The 16335-nt window shown below is 58.6% G+C and carries 13 protein-coding genes; 3 read left to right on the top strand and 10 right to left on the bottom strand.

Annotated features, from left to right (window positions below; translation table 11 throughout):
- The first annotated feature begins 3 nt into the window (after nt 1-3).
- The 3 genes from ACEN8R_RS27660 to ACEN8R_RS27670 are packed head-to-tail and all read left to right on the top strand — an operon-like array spanning nt 4 to nt 6994.
- On the top strand, nt 4-4563 hold the full coding sequence (locus tag ACEN8R_RS27660; protein ID WP_432416834.1) for an alpha-2-macroglobulin family protein: 4560 nt from the start codon (nt 4-6) through the stop codon (nt 4561-4563).
- Between the two features lies 1 nt (nt 4564).
- Nucleotides 4565-6184, top strand: coding sequence for a DUF2300 domain-containing protein (locus ACEN8R_RS27665; protein WP_018925704.1), 1620 nt, complete (start codon nt 4565-4567; stop codon nt 6182-6184).
- Between the two features lie 3 nt (nt 6185-6187).
- Nucleotides 6188-6994 (top strand): YfaP family protein, encoded by an 807-nt coding sequence (locus ACEN8R_RS27670; protein WP_018925705.1) that lies wholly within the window; start codon nt 6188-6190, stop codon nt 6992-6994.
- A 300-nt stretch (nt 6995-7294) separates the two neighbouring features.
- Here the strand turns inward: ACEN8R_RS27670 and darG are convergent, their stop codons facing one another.
- From darG to ACEN8R_RS27720, 10 genes are all read right to left on the bottom strand, one after another.
- Nucleotides 7295-8383, bottom strand: a complete 1089-nt coding sequence (darG, locus tag ACEN8R_RS27675; protein WP_018925707.1) for a type II toxin-antitoxin system antitoxin DNA ADP-ribosyl glycohydrolase DarG — start codon at nt 8381-8383, stop codon at nt 7295-7297.
- Nucleotides 8380-9024, bottom strand: coding sequence for a type II toxin-antitoxin system toxin DNA ADP-ribosyl transferase DarT (darT, locus tag ACEN8R_RS27680; protein ID WP_018925708.1), 645 nt, complete (start codon nt 9022-9024; stop codon nt 8380-8382). Before darT ends, darG begins: the two co-directional genes overlap by 4 nt.
- On the bottom strand, nt 9021-9602 hold the full coding sequence (locus ACEN8R_RS27685; RefSeq protein ID WP_018925709.1) for a DarT ssDNA thymidine ADP-ribosyltransferase family protein: 582 nt from the start codon (nt 9600-9602) through the stop codon (nt 9021-9023). Before ACEN8R_RS27685 ends, darT begins: the two co-directional genes overlap by 4 nt.
- A 507-nt stretch (nt 9603-10109) precedes the next feature.
- Nucleotides 10110-10856, bottom strand: a complete 747-nt coding sequence (locus ACEN8R_RS27690) for a S24 family peptidase (RefSeq protein WP_026286380.1) — start codon at nt 10854-10856, stop codon at nt 10110-10112.
- Between the two features lie 228 nt (nt 10857-11084).
- Complete coding sequence (gene ppa, locus ACEN8R_RS27695) at nt 11085-11612, bottom strand: inorganic diphosphatase (RefSeq protein WP_007933577.1); 528 nt, start codon at nt 11610-11612, stop codon at nt 11085-11087.
- A gap of 113 nt (nt 11613-11725) precedes the next feature.
- Nucleotides 11726-12538 (bottom strand): M90 family metallopeptidase, encoded by an 813-nt coding sequence (locus ACEN8R_RS27700; RefSeq protein WP_018925730.1) that lies wholly within the window; start codon nt 12536-12538, stop codon nt 11726-11728.
- Between the two features lie 6 nt (nt 12539-12544).
- Nucleotides 12545-13201 (bottom strand): DedA family protein, encoded by a 657-nt coding sequence (locus ACEN8R_RS27705; RefSeq protein WP_018925731.1) that lies wholly within the window; start codon nt 13199-13201, stop codon nt 12545-12547.
- A gap of 268 nt (nt 13202-13469) precedes the next feature.
- Nucleotides 13470-13931, bottom strand: a complete 462-nt coding sequence (locus ACEN8R_RS27710; protein WP_018925733.1) for a GNAT family N-acetyltransferase — start codon at nt 13929-13931, stop codon at nt 13470-13472.
- A gap of 113 nt (nt 13932-14044) precedes the next feature.
- Entirely contained in the window at nt 14045-14869 is an 825-nt protein-coding gene (gene eutC, locus ACEN8R_RS27715; RefSeq protein WP_018925734.1) for an ethanolamine ammonia-lyase subunit EutC, read from the bottom strand.
- Nucleotides 14870-14877: 8 nt separating this feature from the next.
- A complete protein-coding gene (locus ACEN8R_RS27720) occupies nt 14878-16272 on the bottom strand; it encodes an ethanolamine ammonia-lyase subunit EutB (RefSeq protein WP_018925735.1) in 1395 nt (464 codons plus the stop codon).
- Nucleotides 16273-16335 lie beyond the last annotated feature (63 nt).

Below are 16335 nucleotides of genomic sequence, written 5' to 3' on the forward strand. Positions count from 1 at the left end.
CGCATGCTGCGCATTTGCTCAAAACTGCCTCTTTTGCTTGCGTTGGTTCTGCCGCTGTCGGCAGTCAACGCCGAAGACACCGTCGAGCCGAGCGGCTATACGCCGGTGGCCGGTGAAAGCTTTTTCCTGTTGGCCGACAGCAGTTTCGCCAGCGACGAACAGGCGGTGGTACGCCTCGAAGCGCCGGGTCGTGACTATCGCCGGTTCCGTATGGAGCCTTACGGCGGTGCGGACATTCGGGTGTATCGCATCGACAAGCCGCTGGATTTCCTCAAGCGCCAGAAGAACCTGCACCGTGTGGTCAGCGACGGCCAGTTCAAGGGCGAAGGCCTGTCGAACACCCTCGCGTACCTGTGGGACAACTGGTACCGCAAATCCCGTCGGGTGATGCAGCGGGCGTTTTCCTACGAGTCGCGTAAACAAGTCACCGAGGAAGTGCCGGAACTGAAGATGGGCACCGCCATCGCCGCGCCAACGCCCTACGACGCACAGCCGCAATTCGCGTTGATTCCGGGTCTGCCGGTGGTCAGCCAATTCCGTTATCCGCTATGGCAAGCCAAACCGATCCAGCCGCCTGAAGGTGTGAAACTGGTTGGTTCTTCCAGTGAGTTCGTCAGCGTCTCGCCGGGCAACGTTTATATCCCGTTGGGCAACCTGAAACCGGGCCTGTACCTGGTGGAAGCGCTGATCGGCAAGTACCGCGCGACCACCATGGTGTTCGTCTCCAATACCGTGGCCGTGAGCAAGATTGCCGGTGATGAATTGCTGGTATGGGCCGCGCGCAAACATGAAGGCAGTTCGGTGCCGAAGGTTAATGTGCTGTGGACCGATGGCCTGGGCGTGATGAGCAGTGGCGCGACCGATGCCGATGGTTTGCTGCGCCTGAAACACGTCAGCCCGGAGCGTTCGTTCGTGATCGGCGAGGACGAAGAGGGCGGGGTGTTCGTCTCCGAGAACTTCTACTACGACAGCGAAATCTACGACACCAAACTCTATGCGTTTACCGATCGGCCGCTGTACCGGCCGGGTGATTGGGTGTCGTTGAAAATCGTCGGTCGCGAGTTCAAGAATGCCCGGGATTCCGTGGCGCCGACCGCTGCCGATGTCAATGTGACGGTGCTCGATGCCACCGGTACTGCGCTGCAGTCGTTGGCGTTGAAGCTCGATTCCAAGGCCGGCACCCAGGGCCGTTTCCAGTTGCCGGACAATGCGGTGGCGGGCGGTTATGAGCTGCGTTTCAGCTACAAGGATCAGGCCTACAGCAGCGCCTTCCGCGTGGCTGAGTACATCAAACCGCACTTCGAGATCTCCCTGAACCTGGCCAAGCAGGATTACCGTACCGGCGAACCGGTCAAAGGCAGCCTGGTGTTGTTGTACCCGGACGGTAAACCAGTGGTCGACGCCAAGGTGAGCCTGAGCCTGCGCGCCCAACAACTGTCGATGGTCGATAACGAACTGCAATACCTGGGGCAATTCCCGGTGGAGCTGACCAGCGCCGAACTGACCACCGACGCCAAGGGCAACGCGACGCTTGACCTGCCCGCCGCCGAGAAACCGAGCCGCTACATGCTCACCGTGTTCGCCAGTGATGGCGCGGCGTACCGGGTCAAGACCACCAAGGAAATCCTCATCGACCGTGGTGCCGCCAGTTTCCGCCTGAGCGCGCCGCAACGGTTCAGCGCGGTGGGCGACAAGGTTGCCTTCAGCTACGCCAATGAAGGTGGCAGCGAGCAGAGCAAAGCGGTCAACCCGAGCAGCTACAGCTGGGTGCGACTTGAAGATCAGACCACTGGCGAAGGAAAACTCGCCGGCAAGGACAAAGGCTTCAGCCTGGCCTTCGACCGTCCGGGTACTTACAACCTGACGCTGAAGGATGATCATGGCCGGGTGCTTGGCGCGACCGGTCATTCGGTCACGGGTGATGGCGTCAAAGCCGTGCCCGGCACCGTGGAAATCGTCCTCGACAAACCCGAGTACAAGGCTGGCGACGAAGCCCTCGCGTTGATCACTTTCCCCGAGCCGGTCAGCGATGCGTTGTTGTCGCTCGAGCGCGACAAGGTCGAGGCCACGGCGTTGCTGTCCAAGGGCGGCGACTGGCTGAAGATGGAAAAGCTCAGCGACACCCAATACCGCGCGCGCATCGCGGTGAAGGACAACTTCGCGCCGAACCTGACGTTCTCCGTGCTCTACACCAAGGGCGGTCAGTACAGCTTCCAGAACGCCGGTATCAAGGTGGTCGCGCCACAGATCGATGTGGCGATCACTACCGACAAAGAGGCGTATCAGCCCGGCGATACCGTGTCCGTGGACCTCACCACCCTGTTCGCCGGCAAGCCGATTCCGGCTCACCTGACGGTCAGCGTGGTCGACGAAATGATCTACGCGCTGCAACCGGAAGTGGCGCCGACCATCGACCAGTTCTTCTACCATCCGCGCCGCAACAACGTGCGCACCAGCGCCAGTTTGTCGTTCATCAGCTACGACGTGGCACTGCCGGGCAGCCCGGGCGCGCCGGGCAAAGCCAACCGCAGCGAGCGTGGGGTGAAAGTGCTGGAGCGGCCGCGTCGTGAAGACGTCGACACCGCCGCGTGGCAGCCGGAATTGATCACCGACGCCAACGGCAAAACCCGTTTCACCTTCAAGATGCCGGACTCCTTGACCCGCTGGCGCATCACCGCCCGCGCCATCGCCGATGACGGTCAGGTCGGGCAAAAGAAGCAATTCGTGCGCTCGGAAAAACCGCTGTACCTGAAGTGGAGCGGCCCGACCAAATTCCGCAATGGCGACAAACCGGATCTTGGCGTATTCGCTTTCAGTCAGGCCGAGAAACCGGTCAAGGCTGAGCTGGTGATTCATTACGCGGGTGCCGAGCAACGTGTGCCGGTCACACTGAACAACGGCGTCAACTACATCCCATTGCCGGCATTCACATTGGCCAATGGCGATTGGACCGCCGAGCTGGTGCAGGATGGCAAAACCGCTGACGCCTTGGCCGTACGCCTGACCGCGACTGGCGAAGGCTGGCAGGTGACCCAGAGCCAAAGCCTGGACGCGGTCAGCGGCGACACGCCGTTGACCTTGCCGGCGGACGCCACGGATATTCGCCTGCGTCTGGATGACAGCCCGCAAGCAGTGTTCCGCTCGGCCCTCGATGATCTGCTGAGCTATCCGTATGGCGGCGTCGAACAAACCGCCAGCCGTCTGCTGCCGCTGAGCATCGCCTATCCAACGCTGTCGTCGAACCCGCAGATCCGTGATCGCTTGCGTTTGATCATGCAGAACAGCCGCCTGCGTCTGGTGCAAATGGCCGGGCCGTCGGCGTGCTTCACTTGGTGGGGCTTTGACGGCGAGCCGGATGCATTCCTCACCGCTTACGCCTATTACGCCGACTGGCACGCCAGCAAAGTGCTGGAACTGAGCCTGCCGCCGGAGCACTGGCAGCGGGTGTTGGAGGTGTACGCGAAACAGGCGCAGAACACACCACTGTTGCAGCGGGCGTTGATTCTGTCGTTTGCCAAACAGATGCAATTGCCGGTGAACACGCTGCTCAGCGGTTTGATCGACGACCTGGTGAAAGCCGGCGAAGGCAATGCCGCGAGCGTGATGGACGATGGTGCAGAGAGCCTGGTCATGAACGATCCGGATTCGGCCTTGGGGCTGGCCAGTGCTCGGGTGTTGACCGCGTCTTTGGCGCGTCAGGCCAAGGTCAATCTGCCGCCGGCGTTCAGTCGTCAAGTGGATGCTGCGCAACAGCAAGTGGCCACCAGCGCTCAACCGTTTGTCGAAGCCCTGAACCTGTCGCTGCAGACTTTCGATCAGGCTCATGCACAAGCGTTGTTGCAACGCCTGTTGCCACAGCAATCGACCCTGGAACGCGCGTTGGCGCTGACCTGGTTGCAGCGCAGCATCGAGCAGGCTTCTCCGACCATCGCATTGGCACCGGGTGAGGGCTGGAAGAAACGTTACAGTGATACCGGTGAGATGTATTGGACGTGGCAGGGCTCTTCGCCAGTGCCGGCGGTATTGTCGCTGAGCGGAACGCAAGAGCGCCCGCTACGCGCCATGTTGAGCTTCCAGACCAAACAACCGGCAATCGATCCGATGGCGGTGACCATCACCCGTCGCCTGTCGCGTCTGGTGCCGGGTGATGAAGCGTTCGAATTCAAACTCGAAGCGGTCGGCACCAAGCCGTTGTCCAGCGACAGCCTGTACCTGGACGAAGTGATCATCACCAGCAAAGCGGCGAAACCGCTGCGCTACGGCATGCTCGAAGTGCCGCTACCACCGGGTGCGGACGTCGAGCGCACCACGTGGGGCATCAAGCTGATGGGCAAGGCCGGCACCGAGCCGACCGCGCTGGAGAAAGCCCGTTTCGAGCCGGGGCAAATGGCCTATGCGGTGCCAGTGGATGCGCTGAGCGGTGAGTTGCGCCTGCGTCATCTGGTGCGCTTCTCGCAAAAAGGCCAGTTCAACCTGCCGCCGGTGCGTTTCACGCAGGTCTACGCGCCACAGCATCAGGCTCAGGAACAGAAACCGGCACTCGGTCAGGTCACGGTCAACTGACATGACCCGGTGTCTGGTCTGGTGGTTGCTGTGTTTGATCCCTGCGCTGGCGACAGCGCAGGACGAGCCGCTGCGCCTGGGCTTCAAGGGTGAATTGCTTGGGTTGAGCCAGACTCAGGTGATCTCGCGTGAGCCATTGCCTGATGATTTGCAGACGCCGTTGGGCAGCTTGTGGAAGCTGTTTGTCTACGGCTGGCTGGTGGACACCGGCGCGCGCGAGCCCGCTTATGAATGTCGCGGGCAATCGAAGGAAGAAGTTTATTGCTGCACGGCGGGCGGCACGATCGGGCGTGATCAGGCATTGGTGAAGTCTTGCGGCTTGTACTTTGAGCCTGCGCGCCTGGGCATTGCCGGCGCACAGTGGCGCGAGTATTGGCAGGCCAGACAAGCGCCGAAATGGTTGCTGGATTTGCCGTTGTTGCAACCGCAGACCCGGGTTCCGGTGGCGGAGTTGTTGAAGGTGTTGGCCGTGATGCCGGCGCAGGATCAGGCGCGAAGGGTGTTGCTCGATGTGGTGCTCAATGCCGCGGATGGCAATGTCGTGGGTGAACTCGGTGGTCGGTTGCGGGTGAAAACCTGGAGCTGGCTGGGGGATCAGGATCCTTCGTCGCGCCAAGGCGGATTCGCGGGCTGGACGGTAGACGGCACGCCGATCTGGGCCGGTGGGCGCGGCACCAGCCAAATGGTGTTGCGCCATTATGGTCAGGCGCTGGCGACGGTGCTGCCCTCGTCGTGGCCAGCCGAGGCAGGGAAGTGTGTTGAGGTCGGTCTGTTCGCGCGTTATCCACTGAAACGCGTGTTGTCGGGGGATCGCGTTATAGCGCCCGGCCCTTTGCAAGGCGACTACCGCGTCGAGTTCGCCAACGGCAATCAACTCGATATCCACAGCGACGGCGAGTTGTTCTTGCTCAAAGACAAACTCATCGCCCGCCTCGATCGTGAAGAATACGTCGCCCGCGTCCTGCAGCGTGAAGCCAGGCCTGAACCCGTCGAAGCGGCCAAAGCCCTGGCCGTCGCGATCCGCACCTACCTGCTGCAAAATGCCACTCGCAACGGCGACTGTCTGAGCATCGATGACAGCAGCAGTCGACAGCGCGTCGCGCCACGTCCGGCCGCCACTGAGTCGCGCAATATCGCCTCGTGGACCAGCGATCTGGTTCTTGCAGGCAGCAACGTCACCTATCACTCCGACCAACCGGGGCCGGACAAACTCTCCTGGCAGCAAGCCGTCGAACAAGCCAATGCCGGCCAACGCTACGACGCCATCCTGCTGCACGCCTACCCGCGCGCCAGCCTCAGTCGCTGGGACAACCCGGTCGCCTCCTGCGAAGCGCTGCCCGCCGCGCAAGACTGGCTGCAAAACCAGCGCCGCGGCTGGCGCCAACGACTAGAAAGCGAAGTCGGCTACAACGAAGTCAGCACCTTTGCGGTCTGCCGCCTGGCCTTTGGTCGTCCGTTTGTCGACCGCGAACGCCAGCGCATCTACGTACGCGGCGTGCTGTCGTTGCAAGACCGCCTCGATCTGACCCACGAATACCTGCACCTGGCCTTCGAAGCACACCCTAACGGCCAGGATGAAACCTACATCGAAGGGCTCGCCCGTCACCTCTTGCTGGAATAGGCCATGAAACTCCGTTATCCACAGGTCTTGCTGTTGCTTTGCGCTTTTTGCGTACTGCCAGCGACATTTGCTGCCGTCAAACTTGATACGCCCATTGGCGGCTGGCGTACCGGCGCCCCTGAAGGCGAAGGCGAAAGCTTTCATCAGACGGTCAATTACCCGGCGTCGTCGGTTAACACCCCGGTGGGTCAGGCCAACACGGCGCGCATTACCGGTCAGATCCAATCCACCCCCAAGAGCAATGAGCCCGGCAAGCTGATCGTCAACGGCGTCAGCATGCCACTGAAGATCGACCCCGCCGGTCACTTCGACCGCCCGTTCTCATTCCCCAAAGGCAGCAACAGCGTTGAAGTCCGCAGCCCCGATGGCCAACAACGCCACCGCACGCAGTTTCTTAACGCCAGCGGCGGCGCAACCCCGGCCAAGTTGCGGGTGCTGCTGTCCTGGGACAGCGATGGCACGGACCTGGACTTGCACCTCATCACCCCCGATGGTGCACACATCTGGTACGGCGACCGTGTCGCGCCCAATGGTGCGGCGCTGGATGTGGACGTGACCACCGGCTACGGCCCGGAAATCTTCGCCATGCCGGCGCCGATCAAGGGGCAGTACCTGGTGTACGTGAACTACTACGGTGGTGGGTATCGCAGTGATGACGAAGGGCAGGAGGATGCGGTCCAGCCGCTAACCACCGCGCAAGTGACGGTGATTACGGAGGAGGGGACGCCTGATGAAAAAATGGAGACGTTCCTGGTGCCGATGCGGGCGGTGGGGGAGTTGACGTTGGTTAAGGGGTTTAGTTATCCGTGAGGGGGGATCGTCTCGGCACTGCTGAGACTATTTCAATTGGGCAACAGTTTGCTGCCCAATTGCCTGGGTGAGGCGAGCAGAGTTAGTCAGCAGGCTGCTGACCAATTCGATCAGCATGTCCCTGACTCAGTATCAGCAGGCCGTTCGAGCCTTCATGGAGGAGCTGGAAGCCTCTTTTTGTGACAGCACTGCTGACACAATCACAGGCTCTGACACGTTAATGTTGGGCCTGTTACCAAGGGCAGACAAATGTCGCAGCACTACTGCGACAAATAGGCACGTGTGGAGGCGCTGGAGAAGTTAACAGACTGCCATTTCAGGTCTGAAACTACAGGAGGTAAGACGTCTCAGTGCGATATCAAGCGCCTGATCATCGAACAGTTTGCTTTTGCGAGCCGCTGCACCGGCTCCGCCATCCCAACGACTCAGCGCTTCGCGCACAGCTGGCACAGTCGGAGAAACTCCTTCCTGACTCAGCAACCAATCGACCGTAGCCAGCAATTCCATACCGAAGGGCGATTCAAATCCGTCGATTAGCTCGGCAGTCCGCTCCAAGGCTGGCAAGAAGTGCTTGGCCTCAGTCTTGAGGTAGGTTTGCAAAAAGGCTTTGCGTTCTTCATCGAACCAAATCACATCACTGATACCCGCATCACTAATTCGTTTGTCGCAATGCAGATAGCTGCCATCAAGATTATTGAGCAGATGCTCCAACCGATTGGCATACGGCCCGTACTTATGAGCAACAAACTGGAGATTCAGCGGGTTTTCGGTGTCTGGTAACTTTTCTATGGCGCGCTCAAGGAACCAGGCCAGTTTCTGAATCTCAAGCAGGCTGCATTCCATGCCCAGAACCCAGTAGCGTCGAACCAGCTCGGCAATGAGCGCGCGAGCAGGCGTGAGTTTCTCGACTCCGCTACGTTTGGCGACATTCAGATACTGATTGGAAGGTTCGAAAACCAGCACATCTACATCCAGATCACTCAAGACAGCAACAATCTGTTCGCGGACTTCAGGCCATTTCAAACCACCATTGCCGGCACCTAACGGTGGAACCGCCACAGACTTCACATGGTTTTCAATCAAAAAGCGACGCAGATCGTGTAAGCCTTCGGTTATCCATGCCATCTGTGATGGTGATCGCCAGTGACGCTTGGTAGGGAAGTTTACGATCCAGCGAGGACCTTCAAGTTCATTGACTGCCGTTACGTGAACCTTGCCTATCTCTACCTCGCCCGTCTTGCAGGCCGCTGAATACAGGCGGTAGTTCTCCGTGAAGCGCTCTTTGAACATCAGCGCGATACCTTTGCCCATCACACCTACGGTATTCACCGTGTTGACGAGGGCTTCGGTTTTGGCTTCCAGAAGGTTGCCTTGGGTAAATCGGATCATTGGAAATACCATCCTGGACGCGCATGAACAGGTAACGTCAGGCCTCTAGCAGCCACGTCTTGTTCTATGCGTTCTTTCATTGCATCGGTGTAGCACATGATGCCCAGGAGTCCTGTAATCGGTAGGTGATGGTGAATCAGTGCTTCGGCCTGATAGCGCTCCATTTTTCGAGGGTCATCAGGTTCGCGCTTGAAATCCCGTCGTTGGAGAATAGACCAATCGATCTCGCTGAGATTCGCCAGATCGCTATAGTAGTCTGTCCAATCCGGGTAGGCATGTGCGTTTGTGAAGACAAACGGTAGGCCAAGCTGTGCGACGCGGTACAGGCTTGAGACCAGAATCACGATCTCGTCGTTGCTGCGCTGCTGAACACTCCATCCGGAGTGAATGTTTTTCATCATTACAGAGAAGGGTGTGAAATAGAAGGGTACGTAGTCGGCCAGCACCCCTCCCGGAGCAATGAGCACAGTGCGAGATCGGCGCTTGTCGATCAGCTCGGTATTGCCAATGTTCACGTACTGCGGTGCCTGCACATCCGAGTTTGCGCAATGCAGACCGTTGTCCAGAATCCAGGGTAGGTTATCGCGGTGGACGATACGCCAGATCAGAGCCTTCTCTGGATTCAGTCTGCTGTAATTCATTGATAAAACATTCTCTGATTCACGCCGGTGAGTACAGTAACACCGGCCTCGCGCATTTTAGCCGCGCAGAGTGCTTCAACCTCCTCGTTAGGAGTGAAAACTTTGAAGAAGACGTTGGGTTTAACAACGCCAGGGGCTAGGCATTCCGCCATGCAGATACTCTTGCAATGAGCGTCCTGATATTCGCGGGTATTCATGACCTCCCACTCGATGGCTTCGAAACCCTCGTCGTAATCGAGTAACTGGATTGAATCACTAGCCAGTGGATGGCGCGGAATGACTTTCCAGCCATTTTGTTTCGCAATTGATCTGTAAACCGAGATCAGGACAAATTTGGCATCGGGTCTATGGCGCTGCACGCTTCCATCAAATGGATTTGCAGCAAACCAATGAAAGGGTACGTAGCGGTCAAGTTTTAGGGCTTGACGCTTTTTCAGGATTTCACTGTCTGCTACGTCTTTAAAATCAGTGATATCGGCGCGAGGTTTCAGGCCTTCCTGAAAAATGCCATCCAGATTTTCAACCGAAGTGAGGTGGTAGAGAAGCTTTTGTTCCTTGATATTTCTGGCGTCCGGCATGGTGGTCTCCTTGACCTGCACATCTGTCTACGCTGGCTTCAGTCCTAGTCCGTGTAAGCAGCGACCTTCAGAGTAGGACGTACACCATGATTCTAGTGTGCTATCACATAAAGCCACAAACATGGAGCGCGCTGACGGAGAGTGAACAGAGAATTCCGTAGTACCCAGATCGGTTGAACTGCGGGATTTTCCAGAGGACCTCTAAAGGTGACTTTCTTTCAGGCATTAAAAAGCCGGCTTGTGGCCGGCTTCTCGGGGACTGGCTTGGTTTATTTTTGGTAAACCGCGCCAGCCTTCAAAACGTACACCCGGATCTTGCGTCCGGCTGTGGGACTTGGCGAGAAAGTGATCTGCCTTGTCGGTGCGATCTGAGCCTTGGAAAGGGTCGATGCGCAAATGTGGGGCGCAGCATACTGATTTTTTTGAGGAATTCCCAGCTTGGTGTGCGGGATAGAGCGATTGCGCTGAGGCGTAGCAGCTGCCGAAGGCTGCTACAGGGCTTCGTATTTACAGGAACGGTACGGACGGTCTGCGTTTGTTGAGCGTCGACCACCAGAACACCCATCCCAATACCCTGATGTTCTGCTTGTCGATCTGCTCGGCACTGAAGATCTCATCCGGATACTCAGCCCTGTTGTGGCTGCGCAGCCGCAATGCATTCCCCGGCATCCGGTGCAGGTATTTGATTCGCAACATCCCGTCATGCTCGATCGCATAGATTTCGCCGTCGATAATCTGCGTAAGCCCGCGATCAATGGCGAGGGTAGAACCGTCTTCAATTTTCTCCGCCATGCTGTTACCGATCATGTGGGTGCAGATGGCATTGGCATGTTTGATTTCCAGGGAGTCGAGGTAGCTGTGGGGCAGGCGGATGGATTGGCCGGGGTCCTCGACGACGTGGGTTTTGTTGGAGCCTGGGGCGGTGGCGGTCTCTTTGAAGAAGGGCAGTTCGACGTCGATGGGTTCGATCACCGTGTAGATGCCCCGGATGGCTTGGGCGTCGAAGGTGTTGCCGGACTCGTCGAGCACACGCAGGCGTGAGGACTCTTTAGGGCCTTCGCCGGTTTTCAGCCAGTCACTGTTGACAGACAGAAGTCGGGAGACTTCCTCCATGCGATAAGCGGGCACACCACGGGTGTACCAGTTATGGATATTTTGCGCTTCCGTGTCGAAGAAAGCGGCAAATCCTGTCGTTGTGATGTTGGCTGCTTCGAGGAGCGCTCTGAACCGTGGGCCGCTAGTGTTCTTTTTCATAAACACGAGTCTACGGGCGCAGGATGGGGGTTTGAATAAACGACCCGTTCAAATTTCGAGGGAAATTTAAGACCGGATGTAAGACGCTTTTCGTAAAAAATAAACAGGCAAACACCCAGGCCGAAATGCTCAAAACTCATTGTTAAAAGCGTTCCAGGCAGGCACAAAAAACCCCGGATCAACCGGGGTTTTTCTTGAAGCGTGAGGCTAGAAACTAACCGTTGCTTCTCAGCCTTTGTAGGCAGCGACCGACTTGGTGATCGCGGCGCGGGCGGCGTCTGCGCCGTCCCAGCCTTCGATTTTCACCCATTTGCCTTTTTCGAGGTCTTTGTAGTTCGCGAAGAAGTGCTCGATCTGCTGGATCAGCAGGGCTGGCAGGTCGGTGTATTCCTTCACGTCCACGTACAGCTGGGACAGCTTGTCGTGTGGGACTGCGATGACTTTAGCATCGCCGCCGCCGTCGTCGGTCATGTTCAGGATGCCGACTGGACGCGCGCGGATCACCGAACCTGGAGCAACCGGGTAAGGAGTCACGACCAGCACGTCGAGGGGATCACCGTCGTCAGCCAGGGTGTTCGGGATGTAACCGTAGTTGGCCGGGTAGAACATTGGGGTGGCCATGAAACGGTCAACGAACAGGCAGTCGCTGTCTTTGTCGATTTCGTATTTGATCGGCGCGTGGTTGGCCGGGATCTCGATCGCGACGTAGATGTCGTTCGGCAGGTCTTTGCCAGCCGGAATCTTGCTGTAGCTCATTGGGCGGTGCCCCCGTTAGTTGACCAAAAACACTTGGCCGGATTGACCAAAAAGTGGCGGCGATTATAGGCATATTCCGCCACCGTTGCTATGTGCCAGAGGTCGTGTAGACCTTAGTCGTGAGCCTGATAGACCGGATCATTGGCCTGAAGTTGCCTAAGCCTTGCCAAGGGATCCTGCCGGTAAAACAGCCTCAACTGCTCGTAGACCTGTGGATAAGCCTCGTGCAGCAAATCCGGGGCGCTGAAGAAGTATTCGCTGGTGACCGCGAAGAACTCGGCGGGGTTTTCCGCGGCGTACGGGTCGATGGCGGTTTCAGCGTCCGGGTTGCGCTCCAGTTGCCGGTCGAGGTCGTCATAGGCTTCCTGCATGACCTTGGCCCAGTCGCTGACGCGCATGTCGGCGTGCAGCGGTGGCAGGCCATTGGCGTTGCCGTTGAGCATGTCGAGCTTGTGTGCGAGTTCGTGGATCACCAGGTTGTAGCCTTCCCAGCCACCGCTGGCCATCACGCCGGGCCAGGCGAGGATGATCGGGCCTTGCTGCCAGGCTTCGCCGCTGTGTTCACCATCCCATTCGTGTTCGACGCCGCTGGCATCGCGATGGCGCTGGGGGCTGAGGAAATCGTCGGGGTAGAGGATGACTTCGTGAAAGCCCTGATACCAGTTCAGATCACCCAAATGCATGAGCGGTAATTGGGCCTGGGCGGCGAGCAGCAGGCGCTGCTCCTGGTGGAGTTCGACGCCGGGCAGGGCGGTCAGGTGTTTGTCTTGCAGGAACAGCACGCTGGCTTCGCGCAGCCACTGGTCTTCGGCCGCGCTGATGCCATCGAGGAAGCTCAGGTGATGGCGCACCCGTTGCCACATGTCGTCGGCAATCGGATGCCTGGCCAGGGTGCGCCGGCGTCGCCAGGCGCTAAGGGACCACATCGTCAGTCAGCGGGGTTCGGCTTTGGACGCGGCATTAGCGAGACGGCTGCGGATCACGCCAATGATCATCGGTAGCAGCGACACCAGGATGATACCCACCACCAGCAGCGACAGGTTTTTCTTGATGAACGGTACGTTGCCGAAGAAGTAACCGAGGGTTACCAGGCCACCCACCCAGAGGATGGTGCCGAAAATGCTGAAGGCAAAGAAACGCGGGTAAGGCATTTTGCCAACGCCGGCGACGAACGGAGCAAAGGTACGGATGATTGGCATGAAGCGCGCCAGGGTCACGGTTTTGCCGCCGTGTTTGTCGTAGAAATCGTGGGTTTGTTGCAGGTAATCGCGGCGGAAGATTTTCGAGTTCGGGTTACTGAACAGCCGTTCGCCGACGGTGCGGCCGATCACGTAGTTGGTGCTGTCGCCGAGGATCGCCGCCAGCATCAGCAGGCCGCCCAGCAGTACCGGATCCATGCCGCCACCGGCCGCCACAGCGCCTGCGATGAACAACAGGGAATCGCCCGGCAGGAACGGCATCACCACCAGTCCGGTTTCGCAGAAGATCACCATGAACAGGATGGCGTAGATCCATGCTCCGTAGTTGTTCACCAGCATCTCGAGGTAAACATCGAGATGCAGAATAACGTCGATCGGGTTGAAATCCATGGAAAGCACCTGTGGTGATGGCCCGACTCAGCAGGCCTGTGCGGATAGCTTCGCGTAAGACTACAGCGGGGTGTGATTTTTCTTACGAGCCGTGAGGTGTGGGCATTATACGGGGTGAAAAGTGAAAAACGCGTCGAGTTTGTAGCGAGGAATGTCGATGTGTTTCAGGGTTTGTCGGAAAAGGTCGCAGCCTTCGGTAGCACCTACAGCTTCGAGGTTGCCTCGGTCGATGCAGGCGCTGCCGAAGGCTGCGATCTTCTTGGTGAGCTTAAAGTTCGTCACTGATCGGCAACACGTAGTTCTTGAACTCGGTGTCTTCCCTGAATCCGATGGATTCGTAGGTTTTCTGCGCGACTTCGTTGTTGCTGCTGGTGGAAACGCGCATGCGCACGGCATTGGTTTCCTTGGCCATTTTCTTCGCGGTGCGGATCAGGTTGTCGGCCACCAACTGGCGTCGGGCGTCTTCGGCGACGTAGATGTCGTTGAGGATCCATACGCGTTTGAGCGAAAGAGACGAAAAGCTCGGGTACAACTGACAGAAACCCAGCAGTTTGTTGTTGTCGTCATCGGCCAGGGCCAGGTAGATCACCGACTCTTTGCGCCGCAGGCGCTTTTCGAGGAACGCTCGGGACGAGTCCGGATACGGCAGGGAACCGTAAAACTCGCGATATTTGACGAACAACGGGGTCAGCAGGTCCAGGTGTTCGAGGGTCGCTTGAATAATCCGCATGGTAGGTCTCGTCTTCAAGTGGCTGTCTTACGTGGTGACGGCGACAGGAAACCCTTGGCGGCCGTGCATCGATCCTGCCTCAAACCAGAATAGAAACGCAATGCGGAAACGGTTCAGGCATCCGACGGACTGAGTAGGAAATTACCTTTCAAACCTGCTCCTGTGTCCGACTCCAGCGTCTGAATCTGGGCTTCGTCCTTCAGACTGACCCCCGATAACTGCCGCCGACAGGCTTCGCGCATCAAATACAGCAAACGGTGTGCCGCCATGCCGTAACTCAAGCCTTCGAGCCGGACATTCGAGATGCAGTTGCGGTAGGCATCCGTCAGTCCGACCTTGGGATTATAGGTGAAGTACAGCCCCAGGCTGTCTGGAGAGCTTAATCCAGGGCGTTCGCCGATCAGAATGACCACCATTTTTGCACCCAGCAGCTCGCCAATCTCGTCAGCCACCGCAACCCGGCCTTGTTCCACCAGAATCACCGGTGACAGGGACCAGCCTTCGATAGCTGTCTGTTCTTCCATGCGTGCCAGAAACGGCAAGGTGTGGCGATGAACGGCCAGTGCCGAGAGACCATCGGCCACCACAACAGCCAGATCCACCCCGCCTGGATGGGCTTGCGCGTAATCACGCAGAGTCTGCGCTGACTCATCACTCAACTTGCGCCCCAAATCGGGGCGCTGCAAATAGCTGTTCCGATCCGTGGCGGCACTGTGCAGCAGCAAACTCTCACACCCACGCTCGGTCAGTTGCGAACTGAGCGCCGAGTGATCGAATGGCAGGTGCACCGCATCCCGGGCCTGGGCATGGGCGTACTGGAAATCCAGCTGCGCGCGGGTCGGCATACTGGTGCCGGTGCGACCCAGTGCAATGCGCGCCGGGGTCAGGCGGCGCAGTTCCAGCAATGGGTTCTGCGGATCGACAGGTGGTTCATACATATAAACACTCATCCCAGTTGCGCCAATGCCTGGCGGAACGCCGGTGGCAGGCTGTTGCCGAAGTGAATTTTGCCGTCCGCCTGGGTGAAGATGCCCATGTTCGCCAGCCACTGTTCAAACTCCGGCGCTGGTTTCAGGCCCAGGGTTTGCCGGGCGTAGAGGGCGTCGTGGAACGAGGTGGTCTGGTAATTGAGCATGATGTCGTCGGAGCCGGGGATGCCCATGATGAAGTTAATCCCGGCTACGCCCAGTAAGGTCAGCAGAGTGTCCATGTCGTCCTGGTCGGCTTCGGCATGGTTGGTGTAACAGATATCGCAGCCCATGGGGACGCCCAGCAGCTTGCCGCAGAAGTGGTCTTCGAGGCCGGCGCGGATGATCTGTTTACCGTTATAGAGGTATTCCGGGCCGATGAAGCCTACGACGGTGTTCACCAGAAACGGTTTGAAATGCCGTGCCACGGCGTACGCGCGGGTTTCACAGGTCTGTTGATCGATGCCGTGGTGGGCGTTGGCCGACAAGGCACTGCCTTGGCCGGTCTCGAAATACATCAGGTTTTGGCCCAATGTGCCGCGATTCAGGCTCAAGCCCGCGTCGTAGCCTTCCTGTAAAACGTTGAGGTTGATGCCGAAACTGGCGTTGGCCGCTTCGGTGCCGGCAATTGACTGGAACACCAGGTCCAGCGGAACCCCGCGATTGACCGCCTCGATGGAGGTGGTGACGTGGGTCAGCACGCAGGCCTGTGTCGGAATGTCGTAGCGCTGGATGATCGCGTCGAGCATTTCCAGAATGGCGCAGATCGAAGCGATGCTGTCGGTGGCCGGGTTGATGCCGATCATCGCGTCGCCGTTGCCGTACAGCAGGCCGTCGAGAATGCTGGCGGCGATGCCGGCCGGTTCGTCGGTGGGGTGATTGGGTTGCAGGCGCGTCGAGAGCCGGCCGCGCAGGCCCAGGGTGCCGCGGAACTTGGTGACCACGCGGATTTTCTGCGCCACCAGCACCAGATCCTGCACGCGCATGATCTTCGACACGGCGGCGACCATTTCCGGGGTCAGGCCGGGGGCGAGGGCGCGCAGGCTTTGTTCATCGGCGGCTTCACTGAGCAGCCAGTCGCGGAAACCGCCGACGGTGAGGTGGCTGACCGCTTTAAAAGCCTGTTTGTCGTGAGTGTCGATGATCAGTCGGGTGACCTCATCGGCCTCGTAAGGAATCAGCACTTCCTCCAGGAAGTGGGCCAGCGGGGTGTCGGCCAGGGCCATCTGCGCGGCCACCCGCTCGCCATCGTTGAGGGCTGCAACGCCGGCCAGAAAGTCCCCGGAGCGCGCCGGGCTGGCTTTGGCCATGACCTCCTTGAGGCTGTCGAAGCGGTAGGTCTGGGCGCCGACGGTATGGGCAAATACGGCCATGGGACGGTGTCCTCCTGATTCAATAAATATCTCAAATGCACCACTAAAACCCCTGTGGGAGCG

The organism is Pseudomonas sp. Pseusp15 (assembly GCF_059492165.1).

Bases quoted from the DNA above. Each gene is read 5' to 3' on its own strand.
- ACEN8R_RS27660 (WP_432416834.1), top strand. From the start codon at position 4: ATGCTGCGCATTTGCTCAAAACTGCCTCTTTTGCTTGCGTTGGTTCTG.
- ACEN8R_RS27665 (WP_018925704.1), top strand. From the start codon at position 4,565: ATGACCCGGTGTCTGGTCTGGTGGTTGCTGTGTTTGATCCCTGCGCTG.
- ACEN8R_RS27670 (WP_018925705.1), top strand. From the start codon at position 6,188: ATGAAACTCCGTTATCCACAGGTCTTGCTGTTGCTTTGCGCTTTTTGC.
- darG (WP_018925707.1), bottom strand. From the start codon at position 8,383: ATGATCCGATTTACCCAAGGCAACCTTCTGGAAGCCAAAACCGAAGCC.
- darT (WP_018925708.1), bottom strand. From the start codon at position 9,024: ATGAATTACAGCAGACTGAATCCAGAGAAGGCTCTGATCTGGCGTATC.
- ACEN8R_RS27685 (WP_018925709.1), bottom strand. From the start codon at position 9,602: ATGCCGGACGCCAGAAATATCAAGGAACAAAAGCTTCTCTACCACCTC.
- ACEN8R_RS27690 (WP_026286380.1), bottom strand. From the start codon at position 10,856: ATGAAAAAGAACACTAGCGGCCCACGGTTCAGAGCGCTCCTCGAAGCA.
- ppa (WP_007933577.1), bottom strand. From the start codon at position 11,612: ATGAGCTACAGCAAGATTCCGGCTGGCAAAGACCTGCCGAACGACATC.
- ACEN8R_RS27700 (WP_018925730.1), bottom strand. From the start codon at position 12,538: ATGTGGTCCCTTAGCGCCTGGCGACGCCGGCGCACCCTGGCCAGGCAT.
- ACEN8R_RS27705 (WP_018925731.1), bottom strand. From the start codon at position 13,201: ATGGATTTCAACCCGATCGACGTTATTCTGCATCTCGATGTTTACCTC.
- ACEN8R_RS27710 (WP_018925733.1), bottom strand. From the start codon at position 13,931: ATGCGGATTATTCAAGCGACCCTCGAACACCTGGACCTGCTGACCCCG.
- eutC (WP_018925734.1), bottom strand. From the start codon at position 14,869: ATGTATGAACCACCTGTCGATCCGCAGAACCCATTGCTGGAACTGCGC.
- ACEN8R_RS27720 (WP_018925735.1), bottom strand. From the start codon at position 16,272: ATGGCCGTATTTGCCCATACCGTCGGCGCCCAGACCTACCGCTTCGAC.